The sequence below is a fragment of the Shewanella sp. 2_MG-2023 genome, assembly GCF_030548905.1.
Classification (GTDB): domain Bacteria; phylum Pseudomonadota; class Gammaproteobacteria; order Enterobacterales; family Shewanellaceae; genus Shewanella; species Shewanella electrodiphila.
Window position 1 is genome coordinate 273,413 of sequence record NZ_JAUOSO010000003.1, and the last position, 12,881, is coordinate 286,293.

Sequence of the window (12,881 nt, forward strand, 5' to 3'; positions counted from 1 at the left end):
GACTATTTTGGTTTTACTTAGTCTTATACAAATACTATTTAAGCGCTGCTCAAGCACTACACTAGATGAGTCAGGTTGATTCTTTAACTCTTTTACAATTAACTCGACCTTGCTTAACGCCTCACCTTTACTTCAACAGTTACATCATGAATTAAGAATCAGCTCACATTGTATTCTTAAGGATTTATCTTCCTTTTATATATTCAATATCGGTTTTGCTGCTTGAAGTAGTATTGGCTACTTTAACCTAACCAACATTACCGCTTTCGGCATGCCGAGTAAGAAAATGGCTGCAAATGAAGTCATGGAAGAATTAACAGTGGAATACATGCACAGTGAAAACGTGTCGACTAAGTAGACGGTATGAGCTTTACTAGCAATCCAGATATCGATTGGTATGGTGAAACGGAAGCTAAAGTGACTGTAACTGTGACAATGACAATGACAATGACAATGACAATGACAATGACAATGATGGATTCGGCTAATCAACATGACCAAGCCAACACAAGCTTTATGCTAACGGTTAATTCTGATTATATCGATGCAGCACCACCAGCAGAAGAGGCGCCAGAAGAAACACCTGTGAAATCTGATTCAAGCAGTAGCATGGGGGTCTTTAGTCTTATTTTGGTCGGTTTATTAGGCGCTGCGCGACGTCGTAAACTACACTAATATAGCGTTCCAAAACTAGTGTTTGGGCCTTCTGTAAAGAAGGCCCTTTTTTATGGCCGATTATCTATCGTGGGGGTCGTAAACTATTTAACTGACTTTACTTCTTCATCAGTTAAAAATCGCCATTCACCTTCAAGCAATTCATCTTCCATTTCAATACTGCCGACCGCTTCACGATGAAGATTGACCACTTTATTGCCCACAGCGGCAAACATACGTTTTACTTGATGGTATTTGCCTTCACTGATGGTTAAACGAGCATGGGTGTCATCTAGAATTTCAAGCTGAGCGGGTTTGGTTAACCCATCTTCGCTACGTAACTGAACCCCTTCTTTAAAGGTCTCAATCAAAGCTTCATCAAGTGGCTCAGCCACCTCAACCCAATACCGTTTACCGCAGTCTTTCTTAGGTGAAGTGATTTTGTGCGACCACAAACCGTCACTGGTAATGAGCACTAACCCGGTGGTATCCACATCAAGACGGCCTGCAATATGTAACGTATCGACCTTTTCAATATCCATCAAACTCAGTACCGACTGATATTCTTCATCAATGGTTGAGCAAATCGTATCGACCGGCTTATTCATCATGATGTAACGTTCACCGATAATGGTTATCTGACGTCCCTCGATGCACACTTCAGTATCTTCAGCGACTTTATAACTGGCATCTTTTACCACCACGCCATCACAGGTAACTTCACCTGACTTTAATACTCTTTTTGCCAATGAACGAGTGAGCTCAGTACTTTCACAGATAAACTTATCTAAACGCATTACTACAACCAATTGAGTGTCTAATTAGCCGCTATTATGAGCCGTGAACCATCAAATGAAAAACAAATATTCCGCTTCTGCAGTAAAACGGTAATTTTTAGTTACATATCAGTTCCTGAAAAGCTCACATTTTATCAACAAAAATGCCCTATCCCCTTGTTAAATGCCCTTTTCAACACTTAACATGGGGTTCACAACAATAAAGACTGATTTTCTATTTACACTTTTGCTGTTTAAAAGAATAAATGAAAAATCAGCATCTAAAGCTCATTGAAGAGCTTATTAATACTTGATTTCAAGAATGCAAAGGAAACAACATGAATAAGTTTGTTATTGGGGGACTTTGTGCCTCATTGATCGCAGGTCTCAGTGCTTGTAGTAATAATGAAGTGCAAAACACCACCAAAACGGCAACGGCTGAAGCAGTTCAAACTGCACTAACATCAGGTATCGATTTTCAAAACATCGATAAATCAGTACGTCCACAAGATGATTTTTATGAATATGTAAACGGCACTTGGCTAAAAACAGCTGAAATCCCAGGCGATCGTACTAATATTGGCGCCTTTTACGACCTACGTGAAAATGCTCGTGAAGACGTGAAAGCAATCATTGAAGAAGTAGCAGCAATGCCTACTCTGACAGCTGGCACTGACGAACAAAAAGTAGCCGATCTTTATCGCGCCTTTATGGATGTTGAAACGTTAAATAAATTAGGTGTCACACCTATCCAAGCTGAATTTGATAAAATTACTGCTATTTCATCAAAAGCTGACCTCACCAACTTTTTTGCCTATAGCCAAGTTAACGGTTACGGCACCCCACTGGCTTTTTACGTTAATGTTGATGCAAAAGACTCAACCCGTTACGCCACCCATATCTGGCAATATGGCCTAAGCCTGCCAGAAAAAGACTATTACTTTAACGAAGAAGAACGTTTCGTTAATATTCGTAAAGCTTTCGTTGAGCACATTGAAAAAATGTTTAACTTAGCGGGTCTTGCTGATGGTAAGGCTGCTGCTGAGTCTATTTTAGCCCTTGAAACTGCCATTGCTGAAAAGCATTGGGATGTGGTTGAAAGCCGCGATAGCACTAAAACTTACAATAAAATGACAATAGCTGAGCTTGCAGAGCTTGCTCCGAACATTGATTGGAACCAATACCTGACAACTATGGGTGTTGCAGAGCAAAAAGATATCATCATCAACCAGCCTAGTTACGTGAGCGGCTTGAGTGAAGTGATTGGTGCAACAGATTTAGACACCCTTAAAACTTACATGACGTGGAGCGTATTAACCCATGCAGCAAGTAACTTGTCTGAAGCCATTGATGCAGAAAACTTTGCTTTCTTCTCTAAAACCTTAAACGGTCAAGAAGAGCAAGAGTCTCGCTGGAAACGTGGTGTAAACACAGTCAGTGGCACTTTAGGTGAAGTTGTAGGTAAGGTGTACGTTAAGCGTCATTTCACTTCTGCAGCAAAAGATCGCATGAGTGTATTAGTTGAAAACTTACGTGGCGCATACGGTACTAGCATCGACTCATTAGATTGGATGAGTGCTGACACTAAAGTGGCCGCTAAAGACAAATTAGCCAAATTTAATCCAAAGATTGGTTACCCTGATAAATGGAAAGATTACAGCAAGCTAACCATTAAAGGTGATGACTTAGTCGGTAATGCGCAGCGTGCAAGCGTTGAAAGCCACAATAAAGATATTGCTAAACTTGGCGGCCCAATTGATAAAGGCGAGTGGCACATGACGCCGCAAACCGTCAACGCTTACTACAATCCAACGATGAACGAGATTGTGTTCCCTGCGGCAATTTTGCAACCTCCGTTTTTCAACATGCAAGCAGATGATGCGGTTAACTACGGTGGCATCGGCGCAGTAATCGGCCACGAAATGGGTCATGGTTTTGATGACCAAGGCGCTAAATTCGATGGCGAAGGAAATATGCGTGATTGGTGGACTGAAGCTGATTTAGCCGCCTTTACCAAAAAAGGGAATGCGTTAATTGCCCAATATGATGGTTACCAAGTATTTGATGACTTAAATGTTAATGGTGAACTGACACTAGGCGAAAACATCGGTGATTTATCGGGTGTGACTATTGCGTATAAAGCTTACAAAATGTCATTAGACGGTAAAGAAGCACCTGTGATTGACGGCTTAACGGGCGATCAACGTTTCTTTATGGGCTTCACTCAAATCTGGCGAGTGAAAATGAAAGAAGAAGCTTTGCGTAACCGTGTTGCAACTGATCCACATTCACCAGGCCATTTCCGTGCTTTAGGTGCCCTATCTAACATGCCTGAGTTCTACACAACTTATGACGTGAAAGAAGGCGATAAAATGTATATCGAACCAGCTAAACGCGTAAAGATTTGGTAGTCACTCACTTGAGCTACCCTTTATTTCTTAAAGGGTAGAACGACTAAAAAGGACATCATTTCGATGTCCTTTTTTATTGCGATTTAACATTCTAGATTTAGCAAATCAAAGCCTGCTCAATATTCAATATCACAGTCTTAATAATCACTTTGTAAAGATTGGTAAACCTACCCATAGTCGATAAAATATTCAGCTTTGATTCAGCTTCCACCAGCTAAAGTAATCACATATCCCAAAAGGGTTATAACGAATACTTTATTACTCATGCCTTCATAACTTTAGAGTCAGTGGTAACGCAAATGAACAGAATTTTTCGTACCTTTTTTATATTTTTATTATTACTCACTACGCGAAATGCCGTAGCTGTTACTGTTGATACTAGCCCTGTTAAACCCGTTTACGATGTTAACCAGACCCTTGTTGATGATTTAGACAGTCTATTAAACCTAGCAAGTACTTCAGGTACTGCGCCGCAACAAGAAACTGATAGCTTACAACAGTTATTTGAACGCGCCCCTTTAGCGCAAACAGAACTGAGTAATTTACTCAACAACATCAGTCAAGAAAGCCATACTCATATACTGATGCCTGAGATTAAAAGTTACCAAAGGGCGCAACAAAAAATTGAACGAAAATTCAATGGCGATGCCAGTTTCATTACCGATATTGCCAGAGCAACGTTGGTTGCCGATGACGTTGAAACATTAATGCGCAGTTATGATGCCTTGGCTGAGACCACAGAGGTTGTGCAAGTTAAAAACCGCTTTGCAGACCCCAAAGCATCAGGCTATCGCGACTTAAATTTATTAGTGAAATTACCGCAAACAAAAATGATTGTAGAAGTGCAATTACATCTGAGCAAAATCGCTGAGATTAAAAGCGGCCCAGAACATCAAGTCTATGAACAAATACAGCATATTGAAGCTGTCGCACAAACCCAACACCGCGCCCTAACTGATTTAGAGTTAATGCAAATTGTTAAGCTGCGTCAGTCATCACATAAGCTTTATCACAAAGCTTGGCTTAGCTATAAACGCCAAAGCCTTGCCCAATTTGACAACACACACATAGGAGACCAAACCCAAGCAGCTTAACCCCATTAAGCTTTGCCTATTTCCGTTCAACCCCCTTCCATTTTGGCACCTTAATTTAAGGTGCTTTTTTTTATTATTTTTTGCTGTTTTGTTGGTTTTTCGATTAATTCAAATTGGTTAAGAGCGCCATACAAGCTATACTCCCGCCATTATTGCCGATAACTGGAAACACTGATGAATGACATCATTGAAATGCTTCAAGACTTAAGCGAAACGGTCCCTGTACCACTTGAATTACCGACATTCGAGCAACTGGTAGAAGTTGAAGAGCAAATTTTAATTTCACTGCCCAACGACCTAAAAGAATACCTGCTATTTGGTAGTGATGTTATTTACGGTGCTATTGAAATGGTTACGGCATCTGACCCATATTCTCATACCTATTTACCTGAAGTGACCAGCTACGCTTGGTCTGTGGGTATGCCAAGAGAGTACATTGCGATTTGTCAGCAAGGGGATAACTTTTACTGTATCGACCAAGAAGCCAATGTGCGCTTTTTCAAGAATGGTCGCATGGCAGACATCATGTGGGAATCTCTCTGGGATTGGATTCAAGATATTTGGTTAAAACGTAAGTAATTAATTTGATTCACCTATGTTTTAACCACAACACGACAAGATTAAATAGGAAAAACCATGGCTAAATCAAATAACTTGAATGCAATCGAAATGCAGTGTTTACGCTTATCATTAGGGTTAAGTGTCGAGCAAATTGCCGAACTAACTAAAACAACGGCTGAAGCAGTTACTGCTTGGGAAGCTGGCGAAACTGATGCGCCAGAAGTTGCACAAAAGAAGTTACTTGAAATTGAAGATACCATTGAGATGCAAGTACTCAATACCACTGACGGTATTGAAGCGCTATTCAAAACCGAACCAAAGCGACGTTTAGCCTTTGTGGTCTACCCAACTCAGGCTATTTATACTCAGTACAACCCTGAGTTTTTAAGCTCACTGCCTTTTACTGAGCTATACAATACTGCAGCATGGCGCATCAAAAAAGAATGCCAAATTGTATTAGAAGTAGAAGTCAGCCTTATTCCACTTGAAATTGAAGCTTACAAAAGCTTCCGTGCTGATAATGGCATGAGTGAGTCTCGCGAAAGCCGCGCTAAATGGGCTGCGACTCAGCTTTAATAAGCTGAGTAGATAAATAAAAAAGGAAGCATTAGCTTCCTTTTTTCATGTCAAAAATTCACGATCTAATCGTTACTCTTCTTGAGCAGCCTTCGCAATCGCTTCTGACTTTTCTAACGCCTTAGTCATTGCAGGTCGTTGTTTCACTCTATCTCGATATGCCGTCAGCTTTGGTGGAATAGTTTGCTCAAATACTGTCGCCCACAAAAGCGTTTGAGTCAGTAAGATATCAGCGATGGTGAGTTCATCACCACAAACATAACCTGTTTCAGGTACCCAGAGTTCAGCAATCTTAGCCGCTTTATCGAACTCAAATTTTGCTACTGGTAGCATGGCATCTACACGCTGCTCTTCTGGCAGCGCAAAACGATGTTTGCCCATGCTCCATAAAGGTTGCTCTAATTCGCATATAACAAAGCTAACCCATTGGTGATGCAAGCCCGCTTGCTCAGTGCCAGGTTCTGGTAAAAAAGCACCATTGCCATACTTTTCCGCTAGGTACTGCAAAATAGCCGCTGACTCAGTTAGCGCAAAATCACCATCAGTAATTACAGGCATTTTACCGCTTGGGTTCAGCGCTAAATATTCTTCAGAACGGTTATCGCCTTTGGCAAAGTTAAGAAAGCAAAACTGCCAATCAACTCCGAGCTCTTCCAATAACCATGAAACCCGCAGCGCTCTGCTGCGCGGAGTGCCATATAAGGTAATACCTGTGCTTGCTTCTATTTCCATGTTCTATTTTCCTTTGATTAATTACCTACTGAACCAGACTTCGTAAAATCAAACAGATTTAAAATGAGTGTCATCGAAAATGATACCAATAAAAAGGCGAGCCTAAAGCTCGCCTTCTGTCTTGAGCTAGGAGTTAACCTAACATATGTTCAGTTATTTAAAACTGATAACTGACTTTACCGTACCATAATGCACCGATGGCAGAATGGGTTGCCTGATCGTAACCCATGAAATCAGCGGCGCTGAATGAAGGCTCTTCATTCAATACATTATTAGCACCTAACGTCAGTGACCAATGATCGAAACCAATATAGGTGACATTTAAATCTAAAGTCATCATTGAATCTATGGTTCCTGTAGCTCCCGCATCGATATTATCTTGATATTCACCAATATAGTTTAAGCGCGCACTGGTTTGCCAGTTGGTGTAGCCCCAATCCATGCCACCCGTCCAGCGATATTCAGGGTGTTGGTATTCACCTGCAAGTTCACGGGTCGAACCGTCTTCACGTACTTGATCAAAACTATTGACCCAAGTGAGGTTATAATTAAAACCAAACTCACCCGCACTTTGCGTATTCATGGTGTATTGCACATCAAGGTCAACACCATCAGTCGTCTGGCTACCTAAGTTAGCAAACTGGTCATAGATTTCGATAATACGTCCAGGTACGCCATTGGCATCGGTAGGCTCACGTTTTACAACGCTTGGATCATCACCTTGAGTATTAACCAAATATTGAGTATCAGAAGTAATCAAACCTTCTTGATCATAATTCCAGTAATCCACCCCGACACTTAAGCCATCGGTAATTTCCCAGATCCCGCCAAAGTTATAAGAAGTTGACTCTTCAGGTTGTAAATCAGGGTTACCCGAAAAAATAACCGTGCGCTCTTGCGCGGTACAGTCTTCTTCAAGCCCTGTTAATGGACAACGTACCGCATCCACTAATCCCGGAGATTCCTGTGATGGGCCTAAGCCTAATTGCACTAATGATGGTGCTCTAAATGCTTTGCCCCAACTTGCACGGAAGGTTAAATTATCTAATGGGGTATATCGCAGAGCAATTTTAGGGTTAGTCGTATCGCCAAAGTCACTATAGTCTTCGTATCGCAATGCTAATTGTGCTTCGAGTTTTTCAAATACTGGTACAGCAAGCTCAATAAATAATGAGGTTTGATCGCGCTCGCCATAGGCTTCAGTCGCTTCGGTACCAAATATTTCGCCGCGCTTAAACAGCTCATCAGGATTATCTGATAATTTTTCTTCACGATATTCAAACCCAACCGCCATCGCGACACTGCCCGCTGGCATATCAAACAAGTCACCAGCAATCTTTCCGTCAAACGCATTAGTGGTAGATTTACCATTACGGGTGGTACTGACGCTAATATCATCAATCACATCGCCTTGCTGGCTTGTTGCTAATGGATTAAACGCGCCTGAGTTAATGGCTTCTTGTAAACGTGGTGTCCACACAAAACCTTGTTCACCATATTCATGATTACGATTATAAGAATAGGTATAAGCCAGTTCCCACTCCCAATCCGATAACATGCCATTTAACCCTAATACAATTCTAGCGCTATCTGATTCAGATGATTTTTGGCGAGGCCCCGTTTCAGTGAGTCTTCGGCGCATGGTTAAGTCTTCACCAGGAAAAGGATTAGTCGCAGCGCCGCTAGTAAACAATGGGTTATCATTTAGCATATAAAACTCACCGAATGATGGACTTGCCGCCCCTTTCACCACACTTTCATTATGCTGATACATCATTTCAGCAAATAAACTCAACTCATCGTTAAACTCGTAATCTTGAAATACCGATAACCCCATGCGAGTCGATTCTGGCACTGATGTCATCAGTGGTGCGTAGTCATAGCGGCAATAATTTCCTTTTACACTGTCCGCTGGGCAATTGACATCAGGCGTCCAGCTGAATAAATCAGACTTTGGCGTTATTGAGCCATCAGCGCCAATTGTCGCAGGAATGTATGAACCAGGGTTACCTGCAGATGAACGAAAATCATCACCGCCATTTGGTGTTTGATCGGCAGAGCTTGAATAGTCTCGGTCGGCAAAGAGAGTTTCACGTTCTTTAAAGTAATCAAATATTACGGTGGTATGCGACTTACCGTCAGCGGCTTCTGTACCCCACAAAATTGAACCCGCTTGCTGACCACCGCCATCTTCGACAGTTTCAGCAAGTTTACCGTTGACTTCGAATCCTTCGAAATCCTTTTTCATGATGATGTTTATCACACCCGCGATAGCATCAGAACCGTAGGTTGCTGAGGCGCCATCTTTAACGATATCGATACGTTTCACTGCAGAAATAGGAATTGAGTTAATATCCACAAACGCGGTATCAATGGATTTAGCAAAAGATGACACCGCAATTCGGCGGCCGTTCAACAATACTAAAGTGGCATCTGCGCCTAAACCACGTAATGACACAGCAGCGCCACCATTAGCGGTATCATCAGAGTTATTACCTTGGGTTGAGAAAGTGCCACTCCCTGAAACAGGTAACTTACTCAGTAACTGCGAAATATCCTGTGCGCCTGAGCGGGCAATATCTTCAGCACTTAACACCGTCATCGGTGAAGCGCCTTCTAAATCCGTGCGTTTAATGTGAGTACCTGTCACTTCAATGCGTTCGACTTCGGGCTCGGCAGCAAAAGCGGTAGGTGTGAGGATGAGTGATACAGCAGCAGCGCAGGCGCTCTGCCAAAATTGAGGTCTTTTCATAATTGTCCCTAATATGAATTATTATTTTAAATAGGCTCAACATCATTTTTAAGCCTTTATGTTCCTAATAAGAATGACTTACAAATCATCCTATTTCGGTTCATCTCATGCGCGCTTATATTAGCGCATCATGTTTTTCTAACATAAGTAATCCACATCAGAAGTCAATGGTTAGTTTTTAAACAGTTGTAACAGAACGCTTTATCACTTACATCTTGTAAACAATTTGTTATTTTGCGCATTCAGCAAAATATGACATAGTCATACATCATCTTGAAACTGAATAGTAATCTCACCTCAAACAATAAGAACATGATGCCGACGACTCAAAAAGCCACCAGCAGTAATTACTCAGCCGCCACATTTTTTGCCAGCCTTGGCCCAGGAATTTTGATGGCCGCCGCCGCTATTGGCGCATCACATTTAGTTTCCTCTACCCGAGCTGGTGCTGAGTTTGGCTGGCAATTGGTGTGGGTGGTATTACTCGTTAATTTACTCAAATACCCATTCTTTGCTGCTGGCGCTCGGTACACCGCAGCCACAGATGAAAGTTTACTCCATGGATATTTAAAGCAAGGACGCGGCTATTTACTGATGTTTACTTGCTTAAACACTATCGCAGCGATTGCCAGTACAGCGGGGGTGTGCATGTTAACTGCTGCTATGCTGACCCAATTTGTGCCTCTGCCGATTGATGTACTCGCATTCCTAGTACTAGTGAGCTCACTGGCAATTCTCATATTGGGTCATTACCAATTACTGGATAAAATGACCAAAGTCATCATGCTGGCCTTAACCTTAACTACCTTGATTGCAGTCGCACTTGCTTGGCAACATTACCAAGCACCGGCTATAACGGAGGTGGCCGAGAGCCCTTGGCAATGGGCTTATGTTGGTTTTTTAGTGGCTATGATGGGCTGGATGCCAGCGCCAATTGAAGTCAGTGCTTGGAACTCTTTGTGGTTAATTGAGAAGAAAAAGACCCAAACGGTGACCAGTAAGCAAGCCATTTTCGACTTCAACTTGGGCTTTATTGTCACCGCTATTTTAGCGGTAGTTTTTTTAGCCCTTGGTGCATTAGTGATGCATGGCAGTGGCGAAGTATTTTCTAATTCTGGTGCTAAATTCGCAAGCCAGCTTATTGATTTGTATAGCGATGTCATGGGTGAACAAAGCCGATTTTTAATCGCTGCTGTCGCTTTTTTATGTATTTTTAGTACCACAGTGACCGTCATTGACGGTTATAGCCGAACGTTAGATATTGGTTGGCAGTTACTCAACAATCAACAGGATTGCGCTAAGCGATTAACGAGAGTGATGTTGCTTGTTTCTGCATTAGGACTAGGGCTTATTCTGTTTTTTAAAGGAGCGCTGCTGCCTTTACTTGAGTTTGTGATGACATTGGCATTTCTAACCACAGTGATTTTTGCGTGGCTTAATCTACGCTTAATGACCAGTGAAGCCTTACCAGAAAAACACCGTTACGGTATAAAAATGAAACTACTGGCATGGTTTGGCTTGGTGTATCTGGTTGGGTTTTCGGCGGTATTCATTTACTGGAAGCTTGCGATACAATAAATAGCTTCTCTTAATGACGATGAATTGCAGATAATCTGAACTATTACTCCATTTTCAGGTATATACCCATGTTACTTCAAGATGCTTTGTCAGGCGCAATCTCGGATAACAATGCAAGGCGTAAGCTGAGGTAATTGTTGTTCACTTTTCAAAGCTTACAACGTAGCAGTGGTTTTCGAGCTTGCGCCCCATAGGGCAAGGCAAATAGCACCAATCTGCGTTGTTATAAAATATCGATGTAGAATAACTATACTTCAATTTTATGCCTAGCATCTTGGCACTATTTGCCTTGCTGACTTTGCATCTTGAAGTATCATGGGTATAATCCGCATCCAATTTTTATTTAAGCTTAGGCTCAATAATCCTCAGCTTAAAAAACTGCGCAGCCGCGCCCAGAGACTTATATGATTAACAACGATATTATTCGCCGTCTACGTTTTGTATTCGATTATTCAAACGCAAAGATGATTAAAGTTTTTGCTCAAGCCAATGTTGAAGTCAGCACAGATGAAATCATTAGCTTACTGAAGAAAGAAGCTGAAGAAGGTTATAAAGCCTGTAATGACAAAGTCATGTGTCAGTTCTTAGACGGACTAATTATCGAAAAACGTGGTTTACGTGAAGGCAGTGAAGTTCCAGCGCCTGTTAAAAACCTAACAAATAACTTAATCTTCAAAAAATTACGTATTGCTTTAGAGCTTCGCGAAGATGACATTATTGAAATTTGTGGTTTAGCTGATTTCGTTATCGGTAAGTCAGAGTTAGGTGCCTTGTTCCGTAACCCTGATCATAAGAACTACAAAACTTGTGGCGATCAGATTTTACGTAACTTCTTACATGGACTATCAATCAAACACCGTGGTGTTGAACTGTAACTCCCCTGTTTGATGTAACATTGAAATGCACAGCAATGGCTGTGCTTTTTTATGTCATTTTATCGCTCGCTCAGTGTCACTTCATCCCAATAAATGGCCTGTTTAAACTCTTCGGCTAATAAAGCATTCAGTTTTTCGAAACTCTTTACTGCGACTTCCTCTCCGTTTACACACGACCATACAAATCGATGACAGTTATTGTTAAATAAATCATATTCGCGATATTGATATATTGCCTGCTCTGCTCTTTTCTGTGCTTGTGGTGATATTAAAGGCTGATGTAAGTGATTACATGCTTGAAATATGCGTCTACCTGTCCGGTCTTGTAAAAAACGCTGCGCTGATACGGGTCTTATTAACCCGCTGCCATGAAGTTCAACCAAGTGATTATCGCCCACCCAAATACCGCTATGCTCAACCACACCAAAAACAAAACAACAAACAATGCCTCCAGGTGCCGCTTCGACACATACATCACTGGTATGCCAAATACTTGGGGTTAACGGGCTCGCAGACTTTTCATTAGGTACTTTTGGGGAACGGCCCATGCGGCGTTCATGTTGTAGTGACTTGCGCTGTTTACGATCATCAGCAAGTAAAATTGCACCTACCGCCGCTGTACCAAGCCAAATTAAAGGAAGAGCCATTTGTACCTCACAGTGTAGAAATTGTGTACATAATCAGCATGGCATCTAATTTAATCAATATCGAGTCCCTTTCTAGTTTTAGTCAGCTGCTAAAGTGTTACGAGTCATGACTCATTGACATATTTGCCCTCACTCTAGTCTTGTCTCTCACAATCTAGTTAATATCGTTATTAGCATTGAGTCGCAAACAAATCACATCAAACGTTTTCAATATTCACAGCTCAC

11 protein-coding genes are annotated in these 12,881 nt (G+C 41.6%); 7 read left to right on the forward strand and 4 right to left on the reverse strand.

Annotated elements, in window-relative coordinates:
• The first annotated feature begins 363 nt into the window (after nt 1-363).
• The gene (locus tag Q4600_RS05085) at nt 364-675 is read left to right on the forward strand and encodes a hypothetical protein (protein ID WP_303513365.1); all 312 of its coding nucleotides are present in this window, start codon (nt 364-366) and stop codon (nt 673-675) included.
• 83 nt (nt 676-758) lie between these two features.
• Here the strand turns inward: Q4600_RS05085 and rsuA are convergent, their stop codons facing one another.
• On the reverse strand, nt 759-1,451 hold the full coding sequence (rsuA, locus tag Q4600_RS05090; RefSeq protein WP_229369423.1) for a 16S rRNA pseudouridine(516) synthase RsuA: 693 nt from the start codon (nt 1,449-1,451) through the stop codon (nt 759-761).
• A gap of 317 nt (nt 1,452-1,768) precedes the next feature.
• On the opposite strand from rsuA, the gene Q4600_RS05095 reads away from it, so the two are divergent.
• From Q4600_RS05095 to Q4600_RS05110, 4 genes are all read left to right on the forward strand, one after another.
• Entirely contained in the window at nt 1,769-3,841 is a 2,073-nt protein-coding gene (locus tag Q4600_RS05095) for a M13 family metallopeptidase (RefSeq protein WP_303513370.1), read from the forward strand.
• Nucleotides 3,842-4,140: 299 nt separating this feature from the next.
• Nucleotides 4,141-4,935, forward strand: a complete 795-nt coding sequence (locus Q4600_RS05100; protein ID WP_102528918.1) for a RelA/SpoT domain-containing protein — start codon at nt 4,141-4,143, stop codon at nt 4,933-4,935.
• A gap of 174 nt (nt 4,936-5,109) precedes the next feature.
• The gene (locus Q4600_RS05105) at nt 5,110-5,514 is read left to right on the forward strand and encodes an SMI1/KNR4 family protein (RefSeq protein ID WP_102528919.1); all 405 of its coding nucleotides are present in this window, start codon (nt 5,110-5,112) and stop codon (nt 5,512-5,514) included.
• A gap of 57 nt (nt 5,515-5,571) precedes the next feature.
• On the forward strand, nt 5,572-6,072 hold the full coding sequence (locus Q4600_RS05110; protein WP_102528920.1) for a DUF4447 family protein: 501 nt from the start codon (nt 5,572-5,574) through the stop codon (nt 6,070-6,072).
• Nucleotides 6,073-6,144: 72 nt separating this feature from the next.
• On the opposite strand, the gene Q4600_RS05115 is transcribed toward Q4600_RS05110, so the two are convergent.
• Both Q4600_RS05115 and Q4600_RS05120 read right to left on the reverse strand, forming a co-directional pair.
• Nucleotides 6,145-6,804, reverse strand: a complete 660-nt coding sequence (locus Q4600_RS05115) for a glutathione S-transferase family protein (protein WP_248954841.1) — start codon at nt 6,802-6,804, stop codon at nt 6,145-6,147.
• A 157-nt stretch (nt 6,805-6,961) separates the two neighbouring features.
• Nucleotides 6,962-9,556 carry a TonB-dependent siderophore receptor gene (locus Q4600_RS05120; RefSeq protein ID WP_303513378.1) on the reverse strand — a complete coding sequence of 865 codons (2,595 nt, stop codon included), beginning with the start codon at nt 9,554-9,556 and terminating at the stop codon, nt 6,962-6,964.
• Nucleotides 9,557-9,871: 315 nt separating this feature from the next.
• Here Q4600_RS05120 and Q4600_RS05125 point away from each other — a divergent pair, with 315 nt between their 5' ends.
• Together Q4600_RS05125 and Q4600_RS05130 are read left to right on the forward strand one after the other, a co-directional pair.
• The gene (locus Q4600_RS05125; protein ID WP_229369435.1) at nt 9,872-11,134 is read left to right on the forward strand and encodes an Nramp family divalent metal transporter; all 1,263 of its coding nucleotides are present in this window, start codon (nt 9,872-9,874) and stop codon (nt 11,132-11,134) included.
• A gap of 404 nt (nt 11,135-11,538) precedes the next feature.
• On the forward strand, nt 11,539-12,009 hold the full coding sequence (locus Q4600_RS05130; RefSeq protein ID WP_102528924.1) for a DUF1456 family protein: 471 nt from the start codon (nt 11,539-11,541) through the stop codon (nt 12,007-12,009).
• A gap of 59 nt (nt 12,010-12,068) precedes the next feature.
• Here Q4600_RS05130 and Q4600_RS05135 read toward each other — a convergent pair whose 3' ends face one another.
• Nucleotides 12,069-12,656 (reverse strand): hypothetical protein, encoded by a 588-nt coding sequence (locus Q4600_RS05135; protein WP_303513382.1) that lies wholly within the window; start codon nt 12,654-12,656, stop codon nt 12,069-12,071.
• Between the last annotated feature and the right edge of the window lie 225 nt (nt 12,657-12,881).

Excerpts from the sequence above, each read along its gene's own strand:
- Q4600_RS05085 (WP_303513365.1), top strand. The coding sequence starts at position 364 with ATGAGCTTTACTAGCAATCCAGATATCGATTGGTATGGTGAAACGGAA.
- rsuA (WP_229369423.1), bottom strand. The coding sequence starts at position 1,451 with ATGCGTTTAGATAAGTTTATCTGTGAAAGTACTGAGCTCACTCGTTCA.
- Q4600_RS05095 (WP_303513370.1), top strand. The coding sequence starts at position 1,769 with ATGAATAAGTTTGTTATTGGGGGACTTTGTGCCTCATTGATCGCAGGT.
- Q4600_RS05100 (WP_102528918.1), top strand. The coding sequence starts at position 4,141 with ATGAACAGAATTTTTCGTACCTTTTTTATATTTTTATTATTACTCACT.
- Q4600_RS05105 (WP_102528919.1), top strand. The coding sequence starts at position 5,110 with ATGAATGACATCATTGAAATGCTTCAAGACTTAAGCGAAACGGTCCCT.
- Q4600_RS05110 (WP_102528920.1), top strand. The coding sequence starts at position 5,572 with ATGGCTAAATCAAATAACTTGAATGCAATCGAAATGCAGTGTTTACGC.
- Q4600_RS05115 (WP_248954841.1), bottom strand. The coding sequence starts at position 6,804 with ATGGAAATAGAAGCAAGCACAGGTATTACCTTATATGGCACTCCGCGC.
- Q4600_RS05120 (WP_303513378.1), bottom strand. The coding sequence starts at position 9,556 with ATGAAAAGACCTCAATTTTGGCAGAGCGCCTGCGCTGCTGCTGTATCA.
- Q4600_RS05125 (WP_229369435.1), top strand. The coding sequence starts at position 9,872 with ATGCCGACGACTCAAAAAGCCACCAGCAGTAATTACTCAGCCGCCACA.
- Q4600_RS05130 (WP_102528924.1), top strand. The coding sequence starts at position 11,539 with ATGATTAACAACGATATTATTCGCCGTCTACGTTTTGTATTCGATTAT.
- Q4600_RS05135 (WP_303513382.1), bottom strand. The coding sequence starts at position 12,656 with ATGGCTCTTCCTTTAATTTGGCTTGGTACAGCGGCGGTAGGTGCAATT.